The sequence below is a fragment of the Rhizobium sp. 05N49 genome (genome assembly GCF_056396805.1).
The window spans coordinates 1-15,758 of record NZ_JBFTME010000037.1 but is presented as its reverse complement, the minus strand read 5'-3'; the positions used below and the strand labels follow the sequence as shown (position 1 = coordinate 15,758).

General features: G+C 57.8%; 12 protein-coding genes and 4 pseudogenes. 11 read left to right on the top strand and 5 right to left on the bottom strand.

Translation table 11 applies throughout. The annotated features are described in order from the left end of the window. Window positions 1-1,170 precede the first annotated feature (1,170 nt). The 4 genes from AC1DF8_RS34820 to AC1DF8_RS34805 all read left to right on the top strand — a co-directional run bounded on the left by AC1DF8_RS34820 (window position 1,171) and on the right by AC1DF8_RS34805 (window position 4,079). Window positions 1,171-1,383: a hypothetical protein gene (locus tag AC1DF8_RS34820; RefSeq protein ID WP_018116039.1), complete on the top strand. Its 213-nt coding sequence runs from the start codon at window positions 1,171-1,173 to the stop codon at window positions 1,381-1,383. Between the two features lie 160 nt (window positions 1,384-1,543). Then, on the top strand, window positions 1,544-1,822 hold the full coding sequence (locus AC1DF8_RS34815; RefSeq protein ID WP_018116038.1) for a CRISPR-associated endonuclease Cas2: 279 nt from the start codon (window positions 1,544-1,546) through the stop codon (window positions 1,820-1,822). A 731-nt stretch (window positions 1,823-2,553) separates the two neighbouring features. Then, window positions 2,554-3,675, top strand: a complete 1,122-nt coding sequence (locus tag AC1DF8_RS34810; RefSeq protein ID WP_113207578.1) for a PAS domain-containing protein — start codon at window positions 2,554-2,556, stop codon at window positions 3,673-3,675. Beyond that, entirely contained in the window at window positions 3,672-4,079 is a 408-nt protein-coding gene (locus tag AC1DF8_RS34805) for a response regulator (RefSeq protein ID WP_018116036.1), read from the top strand. The genes AC1DF8_RS34810 and AC1DF8_RS34805 overlap by 4 nt, the downstream gene beginning before the upstream one ends. 47 nt (window positions 4,080-4,126) lie before the next feature. Here the strand turns inward: AC1DF8_RS34805 and AC1DF8_RS34800 are convergent. Continuing rightward, window positions 4,127-5,184, bottom strand: a pseudogene (locus AC1DF8_RS34800) (sensor histidine kinase). A 262-nt stretch (window positions 5,185-5,446) separates the two neighbouring features. Between AC1DF8_RS34800 and AC1DF8_RS34795 the strand changes: the two are divergent. The 3 genes from AC1DF8_RS34795 to AC1DF8_RS34785 all read left to right on the top strand — a co-directional run bounded on the left by AC1DF8_RS34795 (window position 5,447) and on the right by AC1DF8_RS34785 (window position 9,312). After that, complete coding sequence (locus AC1DF8_RS34795; RefSeq protein ID WP_018116033.1) at window positions 5,447-6,244, top strand: alpha/beta fold hydrolase; 798 nt, start codon at window positions 5,447-5,449, stop codon at window positions 6,242-6,244. After that, window positions 6,244-7,908 carry an ATP-binding protein gene (locus tag AC1DF8_RS34790; protein ID WP_478157315.1) on the top strand — a complete coding sequence of 555 codons (1,665 nt, stop codon included), beginning with the start codon at window positions 6,244-6,246 and terminating at the stop codon, window positions 7,906-7,908. The genes AC1DF8_RS34795 and AC1DF8_RS34790 overlap by 1 nt, the downstream gene beginning before the upstream one ends. 909 nt (window positions 7,909-8,817) lie before the next feature. After that, window positions 8,818-9,312 (top strand): 2'-5' RNA ligase family protein, encoded by a 495-nt coding sequence (locus AC1DF8_RS34785; RefSeq protein WP_478157313.1) that lies wholly within the window; start codon window positions 8,818-8,820, stop codon window positions 9,310-9,312. Window positions 9,313-9,419: 107 nt separating this feature from the next. On the opposite strand, the gene AC1DF8_RS34780 is transcribed toward AC1DF8_RS34785, so the two are convergent. Beyond that, window positions 9,420-10,943: a PAS domain S-box protein gene (locus AC1DF8_RS34780; RefSeq protein WP_478157311.1), complete on the bottom strand. Its 1,524-nt coding sequence runs from the start codon at window positions 10,941-10,943 to the stop codon at window positions 9,420-9,422. 572 nt (window positions 10,944-11,515) lie between these two features. Here AC1DF8_RS34780 and AC1DF8_RS34775 point away from each other — a divergent pair. Together AC1DF8_RS34775 and AC1DF8_RS34770 are read left to right on the top strand one after the other, a co-directional pair. Next, window positions 11,516-11,716, top strand: coding sequence for a type II toxin-antitoxin system VapB family antitoxin (locus AC1DF8_RS34775; RefSeq protein WP_478157309.1), 201 nt, complete (start codon window positions 11,516-11,518; stop codon window positions 11,714-11,716). Beyond that, on the top strand, window positions 11,713-12,096 hold the full coding sequence (locus AC1DF8_RS34770) for a PIN domain-containing protein (protein ID WP_113207582.1): 384 nt from the start codon (window positions 11,713-11,715) through the stop codon (window positions 12,094-12,096). Before AC1DF8_RS34775 ends, AC1DF8_RS34770 begins: the two co-directional genes overlap by 4 nt. Window positions 12,097-12,900: 804 nt before the next feature. Here the strand turns inward: AC1DF8_RS34770 and AC1DF8_RS34765 are convergent. Both AC1DF8_RS34765 and AC1DF8_RS34760 read right to left on the bottom strand, forming a co-directional pair. Next, window positions 12,901-13,923 carry an aldo/keto reductase gene (locus AC1DF8_RS34765; RefSeq protein WP_113207583.1) on the bottom strand — a complete coding sequence of 341 codons (1,023 nt, stop codon included), beginning with the start codon at window positions 13,921-13,923 and terminating at the stop codon, window positions 12,901-12,903. 59 nt (window positions 13,924-13,982) lie between these two features. Continuing rightward, window positions 13,983-14,597 (bottom strand): flavodoxin family protein, encoded by a 615-nt coding sequence (locus tag AC1DF8_RS34760; protein ID WP_183882642.1) that lies wholly within the window; start codon window positions 14,595-14,597, stop codon window positions 13,983-13,985. A 200-nt stretch (window positions 14,598-14,797) separates the two neighbouring features. Between AC1DF8_RS34760 and AC1DF8_RS34755 the strand changes: the two are divergent. Then, a pseudogene (locus tag AC1DF8_RS34755) lies at window positions 14,798-14,959 on the top strand (cold-shock protein); the annotation flags it as partial. Window positions 14,960-15,327: 368 nt separating this feature from the next. Beyond that, window positions 15,328-15,612, top strand: a pseudogene (locus tag AC1DF8_RS34750) (hypothetical protein); the annotation flags it as partial. A 10-nt stretch (window positions 15,613-15,622) separates the two neighbouring features. On the opposite strand, the pseudogene AC1DF8_RS34745 reads toward AC1DF8_RS34750, so the two are convergent. Next, window positions 15,623-15,758, bottom strand: a pseudogene (locus tag AC1DF8_RS34745) (IS5/IS1182 family transposase); the annotation flags it as partial.

Below are 15,758 nucleotides of genomic sequence, written 5' to 3'. Positions count from 1 at the left end.
AGGTCTCACGACAGAATGTTGCCTACCGCTCGTCGGCCCTTGTCTCGGGGGCCTCGCTCTCGTTCGCTCTTCGATCTGCGAGCAATAAGTCTAAAGCCTGATGTTCCGGACCAAACGGCCGTTGGTTCAAGAATGAACTCACGGGGATAATCGTTTCGTGCCCGCCCGACGATGAGTTCCCAAGATGAACGACGACTTCTCTATTGGTGGCAGGATTGATGCCAAGAAACCATCGATCGCCATTCGTGCTTGAAGCAAATTCTTTCAGATTTTCCAAGTTAGCGCTCCTTCTAAAGGGGAAGTAGCGCGAGGACCCGAAATTGCGAGTTGCCTCAAAGTCGCAGGTGCCGGCGGAGGAACTTAGGTATCCGTCCCATGTTGTAGATCCAATGAACAACAGTGATCAGAAAGCCCTTCCGGACCATTTCTACCGGTAGCCCGAGGACGCCCAAATGCGATACTATGTCCGTGCGATACATACGGACGATACGCGCAACCGGCTAACTGACAGTAGAACCGAAGCCACAGCCATGGAGGAAGAACTTCAGAACCACACACGCCCCGGAGACAACTACTTCATCAAAATGTCTCCGGCGTAGAATGTTGTTGAAGCAAGGGTTAAGGCCGACTGCGCTCAGTCCCCCTGATGCTCAACTGACTCGATCATATCGATGGCCTTGTTGATCGGGATAGACATCGAGCCTGAAGCGTACAATTGGAGTAATTGAAATGAGCAAACACTTTAGCGCTAAGGAGACTTTCGCAATTTGCGGCGACAGCGACGATGGCTACGGTTGTACTGGACAACTTTTCTACCGAGGAAAAGACCTTTCCCACCACGCGAGATGCCGTTGATTACCTGAAGGCGTCGGCCCCGATCTCGCTAAAAATGTTATTGCATATCCAAGCTTTCGGACACGATGTATCTTTCGAACGTGAGGATATTGCGAAGCTTATTCAGGAACTTGGCGACGTGGACCAGCATTTCTTCCATCGGGCCGAGTTGGGTCGTCGATCTCCACTTCCGGCGCCCCACCCCGGGGGATAGTTGGGTGACAACATGGATCGCCGGAGTGTGATATAGTTTTCTGCCTCCCATGAATACTCAGATTTTCATGGACTCTGACCACCCGTTATTCAATTCTGGTATCACAACAAGGGAGTACGGAGATGGCATTTGTTAAGCTGACGTGGACGACTACCAAAGCTCCGATTCATATCAACGTCGATCATGTCGCCGCTGTGTACCAAGATGGAGAAGGAACGGGAACAATCCTTGCGCTAGCTATTCCTCAGGGCAACGGCGTCGTGACGAGAGCCGTGAGCGAATCTGTTGAGGACGTGATCGGCCGGTTTAATACCGTGCAGTTTCTCACGCGATAGGAAAAGGGCGACGGGCTCGCCGGGTTGGGATCTTAATTCCGGCCCTCGTGCCAGGCCCTGTTCTGTAAATGACGTGGAAAATATCCTAGAAGTTGAAACGACGCTTGCCGGCTCACCGCGTGCATGACCAGTTTCTTATGCAACTAGTTCGGAGACCATCATGGCAGCCCCCTATTTGATAAGTTACGACCTTCGCAAGGTTCGAAACTATAATCAGCTTCTAAATACCTTGCGCGATTGGGGTTGCATCTCACCGCTTGAATCAGTCTGGGTCGGACATATGAATGGTGCCGCAACGACCATTCGAGATCTGCTTGCGCAACACATGGACGCCGACGATGGGCTCCTCGTAGTCCAGATCCAATCACCCGGACAGTGGGCAACAATGCAGGTTAAAAATAACGCTGCTGATTGGTTCCGCAAACATGTGGCCGCGTGATTTGGTCCCGATCCAGAACAAGGAAACCGCCGTGATCACCTTGGCCCAAACCCAACGACCGCGCCCTCCGCAAGCCGCGTAAATTTATGTGCCACGGTCCTTCTATTATTTTCGAAAAGGGGAGCGTCCATTCTCCTCTCACTGCGAACGAAGACCCCCGGACGGTGGCGACCCCTTGGCTCCAGACATTCGAACGCCCCAGGGGTGGCGATCGACGATCGCACCAGATTTCCAGCACCTCCGTTGGTGCTGTGCCTGCCCTCGATACTATCTCATAGCCAAGCTGCGGATGCCTTCGAACAAGCTCCATCTCCTCTGCGATCAGTTCGCCGGTCTTAGTCAGGCTGTCGTCGGGGAGCGTCATCTTGCCTAGATCATGCACCTGGCGCCGACGAGCCCAAGAAGGCGGATATCGGCTTCGCTGTGGCCGAGCCTACCACCAAATGCGACCATCAGAGCGCTGACCGCCAGCTAGTGAAGAAAGGTGACCCGTCCTTTGCCTTTAGTTTGGCTACTGCGATCAGGTCGACAGAGCGGTAGATATTCTGATGCCCTTCGAAACAAAAACTTGCCACAGCCTAGGATAAACAACTTCGGGATTCTCGAGGCAGTTTTGCCTCGCAGCTTACCATCACGCCTCTTGCAGGATAGTTGGCGCAGGCTATTTTACAGCACCTGGAACATGATGTGCCCTAGCGCCATTTCATCTCTCCAGGTGCATAGAAGGCAATATGGCAGATCAAGATAGCATCAAGCAAAATGCCCGCGACGCCGGCACGCGGCTCGTGGACGGCCATCCGTCCGAGGATCCCTTTGCCGCGGCTTTCAAGGCGACACGCATGCCGATGATCATCACGGATCCTCGACAGCACGACAATCCGATCATCTTCTGCAACAAGGCGTTCAATGACCTCTCGGGCTATTCGAATGATGAACTCATCGGCAGGAATTGCCGAATGCTTCAAGGGAAGGAGACCGATCCGGCAACGATTTCCAAAATCCGCCAAGCGATAGCGTCGGAGGAAAGTGTCGCCGTCGACATCCTCAATTATCGGAAAGATGGCACGACGTTCTGGAATGCGTTGTTCGTCAGTCCGGTGAGGGATGCATCCGGCGAGGTCATCTACTTTTTTGCTTCACAGCTTGATTTCACCAATATCAAGAGCAAGGAGGCGGAGCTGGCCAGCGCCCGCCATTCGGCGGAACAGGAAGTCGAAAACCGCACACGCGATCTGACCGAAGCGCTTGAGGCCAAGACAATGCTGGTTCACGAAGTCGATCACAGGGTGAAGAACAACCTCTTGACGATTGCCTCCATCGTCAAGCTCCAGGCGAAGATGACGACGGATGAGACGGTGCGAAAGACGCTGCGATCCGTTCTCGACCGTGTCGAGGCGCTCAGCACCATTCAGCGCAAGCTGTTTACCGCCGAAGACGTTGGCCGCTTTGACGTCTCAGAGTTCGCGAACGAACTGGTGGTCGACCTCGTCGGATCGCTGAAGCGTGACGACATCAGGTTCACCACGGACCTAAGTCCAGTGCTGGTCCCCGCTTCCAAGGCGTCGGCCCTCGCCTTGATCGTCAACGAGGTTGTCGGAGATGCCGTCCGGCGCGGACTGAGCGACGGCGGCGGCGAAATCCATCTCGAGGTGAGACGACTAAACGGACACTTCCTGTTCAGGATCACCGACACTGTGACGCCGGTCCCCGTCGATTCCGAGGACGATGCCTTTGGGAAACTGATGCTTGAGACCTGCGCGCGGCAGCTCGACGCCAAAATCGAACGACAGGTCGAGGGCCACAGCACAGACGTGAGGGTGACGATGATGGTCGACGAAAAGGAGCATGCATGAGGGTGCTGATCGTTGAGGACGAGGCTCTTCTAGCCCTTGAACTCGAAAGCGAGATCGAGATCGCCGGCCACCACGTCGTGGGTCAGGCTGCCTCCAGTGTCGAGGCCAAAGATATTGCTGAGCGTGAACGCCCGGATTTTGCCTTCGTCGATATCTCGCTCGTCGATGGCCCGACGGGGATCGACGTCGGCCGTTTCCTCGCCACGCGGCACATCCCCTTCGTTTTCGTCTCCGGCAACATCAAGCGTCTTCCCGAGGACTTTGCAGGCGCGCTCGGCGCGATCGAAAAGCCCTACACCATGCACGGCCTGCAGAACGCGCTGGCCTACCTGGCTAAAGTTATTGATGGCGAGGCTGCTGTTGTTGCACCGCCGAGTATCGTTATGGCCACTAGAGCTGCGTGATCAGGCCCGCGGCTCGACCGAGACAGGCCCCAGTCCGAACAAGTCAATTAGAGGCCTGTTGCATCCGCTCGTTTGAAAATGATCGTCACAGCCATACCCTGACCGGGTCCGGATTGCACGTCGATCTCGGCCTTGGCATTGTGCCTCACCGACTGAACAATCATCGCGCTTAGGTTGCCCCGGCGGGGCCACTCGCTTTTGTCCGAAAGGCCGACACCATCGTCAGCAACGAGGACCTTACACCCTTCGTCATCGACCGTGCAGCGGACTCGCCTCCGTCACGGCCGATAAAGGCGTATTTGAGGGCGTTTGTCATCAACTCATTGATCACGAGACCGACGGGCATGGCGACGTTGACAGAGACTGGCCAGGTGTCGACCTTCATATCCAGGCGTATGCCTTCGACCGCATGAGCGGCCATGACAGACGACGCGATCTGGCTGACATAGGTCCCAAGATCGACCGTCTCGGCCTCGCTCCCGGAATAGAGCGAGCGGTACAGGATCGATAGAGCTTCGATACGTCCGGCGAGCCGGTTGAAGCTGGCATTCTCTTTCGTTCGCTCCGCATTGCGTGCCTCCATCCGGATCAGAGCGGTAATCATCTGAAGGTTGTTTTTGACCCGGTGCTGCAGTTCCTTCAGCAAAGTGTCCTTTTCTATCAACGCGTCTGTCAAGGCGGCCAAATCATTGCCGCCATTGCGAACGGATATTGCCAAAAGACGAAACAGCGGCTCGCCAGCGTCGTCGACAATGGTGTTCGACCAGGCGTCGACCACGTGCTTATCGCCGACTGCGAGTGTGAAAGTTCCGAGATATTCTTCATTTTGCAACAAAGCCTGGGCTAATTCCGGCCCGCCCGCCAAAGGCAAGGCTGGGGGAAGCACGGACCACTCCTGCCCCTGGAGATCGTTTCCGGAAAGGCCAGTCAGCCGCTCGAATTCGATATTGCCGTAAACCAGGCGTTCATTGCGGCCCAGTTCAGAGACCGCGACCGCGAAGGGCACATGATCGAGGAACTGGCGAAATCGATCATCGTCCAGCGCTTCCGCCAGGTGCGGGAGGTCGGAGAGGGTCGCCGGAGTGGTATCGTCCGGGGTGGTCATCGAGCTTCCATGGTTTGGCAACGGGGAGTCCATATCATGGCAATCGACGCATCCACCAGAACATTCGGCCGAAGGAGGACGCCACCATCTGCATGATTTTGGCCGCTTGACAGTATCGATTATTGTCGGCCTGCGCAGTATGCGCGCCACCAACACGCGTCGTGACTTGATTAAAGCCGCGACCTGACAATATTAAGCCAAGATCAGAATTGCGGCTCAAGGTCGCGCGCAAGCCGATCGCTTGCCAGACCAGGAGCATTCTATGTCAGTCGTTAATCGGAACAACGTCAAGGTCATCGGCAATGGCTCGCAAACGATGTTGTTCGCGCACGGTTTCGGTTGCGACCAGAATATGTGGCGGTACGTCGCGCCGAGATTTGCGGACCGTTTTCGGGTGGTGACTTTTGACCATGTCGGCGCCGGAGGCTCCGATCTGTCTGCCTACGATTTTAAAAAATATAGCAGCCTGGATGGATATGCAGCCGACATCGTCGAGATCGGAAAGGAGCTCGGGATCGAAAATGGCATATTCGTCGGTCATTCCGTCAGCGCCATGATGGGCGTGCTCGCTTCTGCAGAGGCGCCGACGATGTTTTCCAGGCTTGTGCTCGTCGGCCCGTCGCCCAGATATATCGACGATCTCGATTACCATGGCGGGTTCAGCCGGCAACAAGTCGATGAACTGCTGGAATTTCTTGACAGCAACCATATGGGCTGGTCGCAGGCAATGGCGCCCGTAATCATGGGCAACACCGACCGGCCCGAACTCTCGGAGGAATTGACCAACAGTTTCTGCCAGACCGACCCGGAAATTGCCAAGCATTTCGCGCGCGCGACGTTCATGGCCGACAATCGGGCGGACCTCGACAACGTGAGGGTTCCGTCATTGATCCTTCAATGTGCGGAGGACGTGATCGCTCCGGTCTCGGTCGGCCATTATCTTCACGCCAAGATCCCCGGCAGCACTCTCGTTCTGATGAGGGCGACGGGCCATTGTCCGAACCTCAGTCACCCCCAAGAGACCGTTGCCGCCATCGAGACATTCGTGGCCGCCGCCTGATGAACTCCAGCTTGGACATTCCCCAAAATGTAGACGACCTGCTGGATCTATTCGAGAATGCGCCCTGCGGCTACATCTCGGCTGGATCGGACGGGCGCATCATCCTTGCCAACAAAACGCTATGCTCCTGGCTTGGCATGTCCGGCGGCAAGATCGTCGGCCGCAAGTTCATCGACTTCCTGACCATGCCTGGGAAAATCTTTTTCGAGACGCATTTTGCACCGCTGCTGACGATGCAGGGTGCTTTCAACGAAGTCGCGCTCGACATGGTGAAGGCGGATGGCACCCGTCTGCCGGTCCTCGTTAATGCGGTCGCGAGGCTGGCCGAAGACGGCGCGGTCAAATTCGTCCGGATTACTATCTTCAACGCCACCGACCGGCGCCGTTATGAAAAAGAACTCCTCGAAGCGCGCGCTGCGGCCGAGCGGTCGGCCGCCGCGCTGAAAGATCTCAATACCACGCTGGAAGAGCGCATCGCCATCGCCGTTCAGGAAAAAAGTGCTGCGGAGAGTGCTCTACACCAGGCGCAAAAGATCGAAGCACTCGGTCATCTCACCGGCGGCGTTGCGCATGATTTCAACAACATGCTTGCCGTGGTCATAGGCGGCCTGAATATGGCGCAACGCCGGATCGCACGCGGCGCGCTCGACGACCTCCCGAAACTCCTCGAGGCGGCATTGGACGGAGCGCATCGTGCCGCCACCCTGACCCAGAGGTTGCTCGCCTTCTCACGGCAACAACCTTTGTCGCCGCAATCCGTCGATGCCAACAAGCTGGTCGCGAATATGGCCGAAATTCTAGCCTCGACACTCGGCGAGCCCATTCAGAAAGAGACGGTACTGGCGGCTGGACTGTGGCGAACCAAGGCCGACCCGAACCAGCTCGAAAACGCGGTTCTCAACCTCGCCGTCAACGCGCGAGACGCCATGCCGGACGGCGGCAAGCTGACGATCGAGACAGCAAACGCGCATATCGACGAAGCATATGCGGCAGAGCATGATATCCGCCCTGGGCAGTATGTAATGATCTCCGTCACTGACACAGGGTGCGGTATGGCGCCTGAGATTATAAAAAAGGCGATCGACCCATTCTTTACGACAAAGCCGGTCGGCAAGGGAACAGGGCTGGGCCTCAGTCAGGTCTTCGGCTTCGCAAGACAGTCCGGTGGGCACATGAAGATCTATTCAGAGGTTGGCCTCGGCACCACAATGAAGATCTATTTGCCGCGGGATTACGGAGCGACCGAGACGGCGCAGCTGCGGAAAGACGAAAGCGTGCCGCGAGGCTCCGCGACCGAACTCGTTCTCTTGGTGGAGGATGACGCCAGTGTCCGCGAAGTGCATACCAAGATGCTGGAGGAGCTGGGATACCCCGTCGTGGCGGTCGACGGTCCCGTTGCAGCCCTGAAACTCATCCACGAGCGTCCGGACGTGAAGCTCCTGTTCACGGACATTGTCATGGCACCGATGAACGGCCGAAAACTGGCGGACGAGATCTGGAGCAAGCGTCCAGGACTGCCAGTCGTGTTCACGACCGGGTATAGCCGCAATGCGGTCATCCACAATGGCGTGCTTGACGAGGGTGTTATTTTTCTGCAGAAGCCGGCAGCGCTTGGAGACTTGGCGCGCAAGGTACGTATGGCTCTCGACCATAGACCAAGGTAAGGTCGTGACACCATCCGCCACGCCAGTGTTTTCGCGATGAAAAAGCTACAGAGTTGTCGAAGCCGCTCGCAGTGGCGGGGCTGAATCTGGGACCTCTAGTCCATGCTTCAGCGGCCGCCATCGAATGATCGCCGCACCCGATCGCCGCACTTGGCGCACACCGTGCCGCCTTCGAGCAGCGACGTTACTGCACGCCAAGACTGGCGAGTGTTACGCCCTGGATCTGCACGTGGAAATGCGCTTTGCGTGTCTGGCCGGAGCTTCCAAGGTTTTCCAACCAGATGCTGGGTTATCAGCGCAGGCCCTGTAGGCCTGATCCACGAGATCGGCCTGCCCGCCCATCGGGCCATGCCCGATACCTATGTCACGGCCCATCATCTGCGTGACGAGCTAAACGCCGCTTCGTTGGATAAGCTCCTGTTTCGGAGTTCTGAGCCGGGCATATTACCGGGGGTTCGGGCGGGTCTTGATCGCGGCAAAAGCTGGGAACGCCTCTCTATGGAGACACTCACTGCCTTCACAAGGGACCGCGACGCGGACATTGGCTTTAGCGCCGATACGGAGCGTCTGCGGCGAGGAGAAACGCAAGCACCGACAATGTCCGTTCGCCCAGCAGACGCTTTTGTGACTGATTTGACTTTACTAGATGAGTCGGGACCGCCGATTTGAAGACACGCCATCCCATGATCCTGACCGCCCGAATTGCCGAGCATGATGTCATCCCGTCCGATCTGCTACGTCAGAAACTTTTTTCCCAAAGACCGGAATTTCCTGCGGGCTCATCTGACGATGTTTCACCGGCTGCCGGGCGAATAGGTTGGAAGGATCGTCGAAAGCCTTCAATTTGTTAAGAAGGAGACGCGCACGATCTTAGCCCGCGCTAGCGGCGTCCGTCATCTCGGAGCCGGCGTGGCATTCACAATCGAAAGCACGGAGCTGAACTCGATCGGGGATGGCCTACGCAGGGATTTCCTCCACTGGTTTGGGTCGCAGGACATGCAGACGTGGCGGCCGCACATCACGATCCAAAACAAGGTCTCCGTCGCCGAAGCGAGCAAGCTTCATCGCGAACTCGCCGGCAATTTCCATCCCCACGACATCGACATTATGGGGCTCGATCTATGGAGATATCTTGACGGTCCTTGGACTAGCGAACCCACAATGCCATTCGCTCATTGGTTCACGGTAACCTTCAGAGCCGGTTTATGGGCTCGCATCCAATCGAGAAAATTCTGGCTGGGTACGATTTTGGATTTGCTTGGCCTCTCGTCACGGGCCCAAGGCAAAACGCAAGCGTGCCGCGGGAGGAGGTGCGGCAAGGTTCTCGAAGATAACCCAACAGCGATTGCGGAGAGGAGTGCCGCTATTCCCTCAGATGTCGCCATGGAGAAGTGGAGCGTCTGACATCGGTAGCGGTGGACATGCTCGCTTCTGGATGAGTCGCACGACGCCTGCACATCAAGCCAAATCGCAGCCTCGCAACGCATCCGTTCAACCCCCGCTGATATCGATCAGAAACAGCGGCCACCTTGGCGGGCCTCTGCCAGCGCCCGCGACAACTGTTTCTGGCTGAACGGCTTCGACAGCCTTACGACCCCACTGATGTCGCCGGCGCCCTCTGGTAGTTCCGCATAGCCCGTCGCAAGCACGACCGGGAGCGTGGGAAACCTCGCGTGGATTTCCTCACAGAGGCGCGCACCGGTCATCTTCGGCATCGCATGGTCGGTGACTACCACATCGGGAAGCTGCCCCGAACCCAGGATAGCGAGAGCCTCCTCGCCGGACGAGGCCTCGATTGTTTCCATTCCCAGATCCTCCAGCAACAGCACCGTGTTCATGAGAACGAGCGGATCGTCGTCGACGACCAGAACCGTCATAGCGGTTGGAGCTGGATCGATAGGAACTTCTTCGGCAAGCGCAGGAGTAGCGGCATCAACTGTAATCGGGAGCCAAAGCTCGGCGGTCGTGCCCTCGCCCGGGGACGATTTCAGAATGAGCTGACCGCCGGATTGGGCCATGAGCCCGTGTACCATCGGCAGACCAAGTCCAGTGCCTTTGCCGACGCCCTTCGTGGTAAAAAAGGGTGTCGTGGCATTGGCGAGCGTCTCGGCGTCCATTCCCTCCCCCTTATCCCTCACGGACAGACAGAGGTATTCGCCAGCGGGAAGCAAAGCAACCGCCCCCGCCTCGATAGCTTTCCGCTCCGCGGCGATCACGATCTCGCCTCCGTCCGGCATGGCGTCGCGCGCGTTGACAACGAGATTGAGAAGCGCGCTCTCAAGCTGGTTTGTATCCGTGCGGACAAGCGGCAGTTCCGGCGGAAATTCAGTGGTGATCACGACTTCCGGTCCGATGGCCCGGCGCATGAGCTCTGCCATTCCCGTGACGAGACTGCACACGTCGACGGGAACGAGCTTAAGCTCCTGGCGGCGGGAGAAAGCGAGCAGCCTCTGGGTAAGGGTCGCCCCACGCTGCGCGCCTTGGATGGCATTTTCGATAAGGTCCGCCACATCCGGCCGGACCGCCCTCTTCTTTGCAATCTCCAGGCTTCCGAGGATCGCCGTCAGGAGATTGTTGAAGTCATGTGCGAGTCCACCGGTCAACTGCCCAACGGCTTCCATTTTTTGCGCTTGGAATATTGCCTCCTGGGCGGCGCGCTTTTCGCTGATATCTCGGGTGATTTTTGCGAAACCGATGAGCTCGCCGTCGGCGTTCCTGATCGGATCGATGATAACGTTCGCCCAGAAGCGGGAACCGTCCTTCCGCTGACGCCAACCTTCGCGCTCGAAACGGCCCTCCAGCTCAGCGATTCGGAGCGCCCTTGCAGGAAGCTCCGCGGCGCGATCCTCGTCCGTGTAAAAGGTTGAGAAGTGGCGCCCGACGATTTCCTGTTCCGTATATCCCTTCAGCCGTTCGGCGCCAGGGTTCCAGCTTGTCACGAAGCCGCCCCGGTCGAGCATGTAGATCGCATAGTCAGTGATCGCTTCGATCAGAAGTCGGTAGCGCTGCTCGCTCCTCACATCATTCTCGTCCATGCCTTCTCCCGCCGGTACCGCCCATATTTTCCTTCCGACTTTTAATCGCTCTCGATGGCAAGACAACCTAAAAGCGCTGCGGGGCCTCATACCCTGGAGTTAGATCTATGTCGCCGGTTGCTCATGGGGATAGGGCCGAAGCAGTTGGGCAATTCGGCACGAACCGATCACGAACGCTCATCGATGGCAAAACTGCCCTGCCGCCAAGCTCAGCGAGGACCCGCGCGGCGCACTTTCTTCCTACCCATATTCCTGAAGTTAGTGCTGCAGGTGTCGGCGGGTCCTGTTGGAAGTCTTGAAGGGATACGAACAACCGACCCCGCCATTCCGCAATCGTTCTGTCGACGGGATACAAAACCGCGCGCGCCTGCAGTTTTTAGGTTTCAAGGGTACGAAGTCGACGCATATCGCTGGCGAGGCCACACTTGCCTTGAGCTGAGGGTGCCCGCGCCCGGGCAATAACACGTTGCCGGAATTGCATCATCCGACGGCGGACTTATTAGAGTGGAGATAAGGCGTATATTTCATCACCAAATGGTGCTATTTATAAGATCAACTCAGGAAACCAAACGATGCGATCGACTATCAATCTCGACGATACCCTTATAGAACGGGCTAGGTCCCTAACCGGCACGAAACAAACCGCCACTTTGGTCCGCCAAGCGTTGGAAACGCTTGTTCGTGTGGAGTCGGGAAAACGCCTCATCGCGCTCGGCGGAACTATGCCGGATGCGGAGGCAGCCCCACGCCGCCGGAGCGCAGCTGCCAAGTGATACTTGCCGACACTTCCATCTGGATCGATCATTTCCGGCATGCCGATGCAGAGCTGCGTAAGATTATTGAAGACGATCGTCTTTTATGCCATTCAGCCGTAATCGGAGAGCTCGCACTTGGCAGCTTTCGGGAGCGCACTGGCGTGATAGCTTTCCTGGCGGCCCAGCGCGAAGCGTTCGTCGCCACTCACGAAGAAGTCATGATGATGATTGATCGCCACGCCATTTTCAGCATGGGCATTGGCTACACAGATGCCCACTTGCTGGCCTCAGTTCTCCTCGATAAACGAGCGGCCCTATGGACCAGAGACAAGCGACTGCGGGCAGCGGCCGAAAAGGCGGGGGCCTCGCTGCACACCCCTGACAACGCGCGAAACTAAATGCTGTATCGAAGCGCGGCACACCGCGTGACACCAACGATATCCCAGCCACCCTCGTAACGCGGATCTCGCAAATCCTCGATATTCGGCTAATAGCGCCGCGCCGGCCGTTCCGACCCCGGAGAATTCGTTGAAGTTCGGCTAGAGCTGGATGGCCAGCGCCTTCAGATCGACCGTCGATGCGGGATCTGCATCCGCCTCCGCCGCGAGCCGCTGGATCTCTATCCGTAGGTCATCCTTTTCCATCAGGGTTGCATCCCTTTCGTAAGGAGTTTCGGACGAGCTCGCTCAAGCCATCTCCTTGTTCCGGATTTCCGCCACCGCCTTGTCCGTCTTTTCAAGGTGAAGACCCATCAAGCGCACACAGCATCCGTCTTTGTGAACTGCAGATCGCAGTATTCGACGACCTCGATGCGATTGCCCCAGGGGTCGAGGAAGTCCAGGAAAGGGCCGTCGAGTATCGTGGCCTTGGCGGCAAGCGCAAGTTCGCCTACCCGTCCGCGGCAGTCGACGACCAGCCCGAAATGTCAGCTCGTGTCCGGCGGTTGATGGCGACCTTTCACCAGCGCGAGAAACCGGTCTCCCATGTCGATGAAGGCCATGACCGGCGGCCCGGGATCGTCCTTCTCCATGCCTCGAGGCGATGGGAAGTGCAAGGACGTAGGCAAAGAGCAGTGCTGCGACATGCGGAAGAAACCGCATCTCGATCTGATACTCCGCCAGCCATCCGGTCATGTGACCGCCCTCCCCTTGATCCCATTGCAGGGAAATGGCGCCCGATGGATTGCCGGCAAGTGCGCGATATCAGACCGATGGCACGGCAGCATCGCGGTGGACCAGACCGCGATCCTTCAGCGCCTGCCAGAACGAGTTGGGGATCTTGGTCTGCAGGGAATTCCAGTCCTCGCGGATCTGCCGGTCGCTGCCGGCGCCAACCACGAGGGCGACGGCGACGTCCGGGGCGGCGGAGAACTGGATGGCGGCGGTTCGAAGATCGACGCCGAATTGTTCGGCGACTTCCCGCAGCTTGCGGCGCTTCTCGATGACTTGCGGCGGAATCTTGTAGTTGTCCACCCCGTAGTTGTAGCGCGGGCTGCCGCCGATAAAGCCGGCGTTGAGGCTCGAACCCATGACCAGCCCGACGCCTTTCTCCCGCACCTTCGGGAAGAGCTTTTCGACTGTAGCCTCGTGATCGATCAGCGAATATTGGCGGGCGCACAGGCACACGTCCGGATCAGCGTCCTCTATCACTTTGAGGATCGCCATCGGCGTGTTCACGCCGACGCCCCACCCCTTAATGATGCCCTCTTCCCGCATCTTCGTGAGTTCGAGAAAGGCGCCTTTGCGGGCGATCTCGTACTGCTCCTCCCACGGGGTCGGAAAGAATGCGAAGTCGGGCGACAGATCGTGGACGAAGGCGATGTCGATGCTGTCGACGCCCAGGCGCTGGAGGCTGTCCTCGATCGAACGACGGACGCCATCTGCGGTGTAGTCGATGAGGAGGTCGTTCGGAGAATCCGACAGCGGGTACATCTTCTCGTGGCCGTTGTCCTTCGACGCCTTCAGGAGCTTTCCGACCTTCGTGGACAGCAGGTAGTCGGATCGCTTCTGATTGTGAAGGAAATGCCCGAAGCGCCGTTCGGCAAGCCCAAGGCCATACCAGGGCGCGACATCGTAATATCGCACGCCGACGCTCCATGCCGCTTCGAGTGCGGCCTCGGCCTGCCTGTCGGAGATCTTGTTGAACTCGTTGCCGAGCGAGACGCCGCCCATGCCGAACTTGAACTCAGGCTTGAAGATATCGCGGACGCGGCTGTTCAATGGCATGATGGAATTCCTCTGATGCTTTGCAAACTATTCGGTTGGGAACCTAGGCTAGCGGTAGGCTACTTCTCGCCGGGGTACTGGCTGGACTTCAGGAGCTTTGCCAGATGAATGGTGTTTCGGGCGAGCATCTCGACCATCGTCGTGACCTCCTCGGGAACTTTTTTCAGATCCACGAAGTTCGTGCTCCCCATCGCTTCACCCACCCAGTAGGCGACGGCATTAGCCGGGATCGTAAAGCCGACGTCGTTTAGCGCCTGGTACATCTCGGCCGACACATGATGGGCACCGTCCTCGTTGCCGACGACGGCAACCGCCGCGACCTTGCCGTAGGAGACCATCCGGCCTTCGTCATCGGTCTCCTCGAGGAACGCGTCCATGCGCTCGAGGACGCGCTTGGAAATGCTGTCTGGCTGCCCCATCCAGATCGGAGTGCCGAATATGACGATGTCGGCTGCAAGCACCTTTTTGCGGAGTGCCGGCCATGCGTCGCCGGTCCCTTCGTCGGAAGTGACGCCCGGCAGGATGTCATAATCGGCAAGCCGGATAGTCTCTGTCTCAACGCCGGACTTTGCCATCTCCGCAGCAATGAGGTCGAGCATGCGTCCGGTTGAAGACGGCTCCTTGTTCTCGCTGCGCTTCAAGGTCGCGTTGAACGCCAGGGCTTTCAGGGTCATAGGTCATCCTCTTGATAATTTGGATGGCAAACCCCTGCTGGCATTCGAAGTTCCATCGTTTCCTTCCGTCTCATTCGAAAGAGGACGGGCGGCCAAAGTCCTGGCGGGCCGCCGTTGCGAAATGGTGGCGGTACGGCTATCAAATGCACGTCAGCAATCCACGAACCGGGGGACGAAGGCGGCAAACTGAACCGTAAAGTTTTTTCAATGAAGACAAAGGCTTCGGTTTCATCACACCAGAGAACGGCGGACAGGACATCTTCGTTCATATTTCCGCAGTCCAAGGTGGCGCACTGCGCGATGGGCAGGACGTCTCCTACGAGCTCGGCCAGGATCGGGAGACCGGCAAGTCGAAGGCCTAAAACGTCCGAGCGATCTGACCCTTTCCAAAGCCTAAATGCCTGCCGACCCGTCTATGACGACAGCCATTCCTCGCATCTCCCGCAACAGTCGTCGTCCATCAAGGCACGGCGCCACGGTAATCGCACGGGCCGGGCCCGTATACTCGGCCCAAGATCTTCTGTTCAGCGGCAGGATTTCCATTGCGTCGCCGTCGAAGAGCGTTCTCTGCAAGAGGCCGTCCATTGTCGTAGTTCCGGCAGCCTCCCGAGCGGCGCGCTTGCCTGCGGGATGTGCGCCCTCCTCGGACATGCATGGATCCGACCTAGGGTGACCGGAACATTAGCCTCCTCCCTTCGTTGGTCTGCCACACGAACTCGGAGGAACTCTCGTGACCAATCTCTATAACGACGGCGCGCCCGTCATCACAGGCAATCGCGCCAAGAGCACGTTAACGGCCTTTTTCGATTCCAGAAGCGACGCCGAGGCGGCGATCGACAAGCTCAAGAGCGCAGGCGTTGTCGACGTCCGCTTGATGCCCGGCTACGAGGCCGACGGCGAAGGATTGACGACAGCATCGGAAGGCTCAGGCTTCTGGGCAGGGCTCGCAGACTGGTTCTTCCCGGACGATGACCGCGACGTGTATGCCGAAGGTCTTCGGCGCGGAGGTTTCCTAGGCCGTCGACTCATAAACTCTGACACCAGATCCTTGCCGCGACGATTTTGACAGCAGCGAGATAATTTTCTGGGCGCTTGTCATAGCGAGTAGCTATACCTCGAAACTGTTTGATCTTGTTGAAGAATCTCTCCACGAGGTTTCGT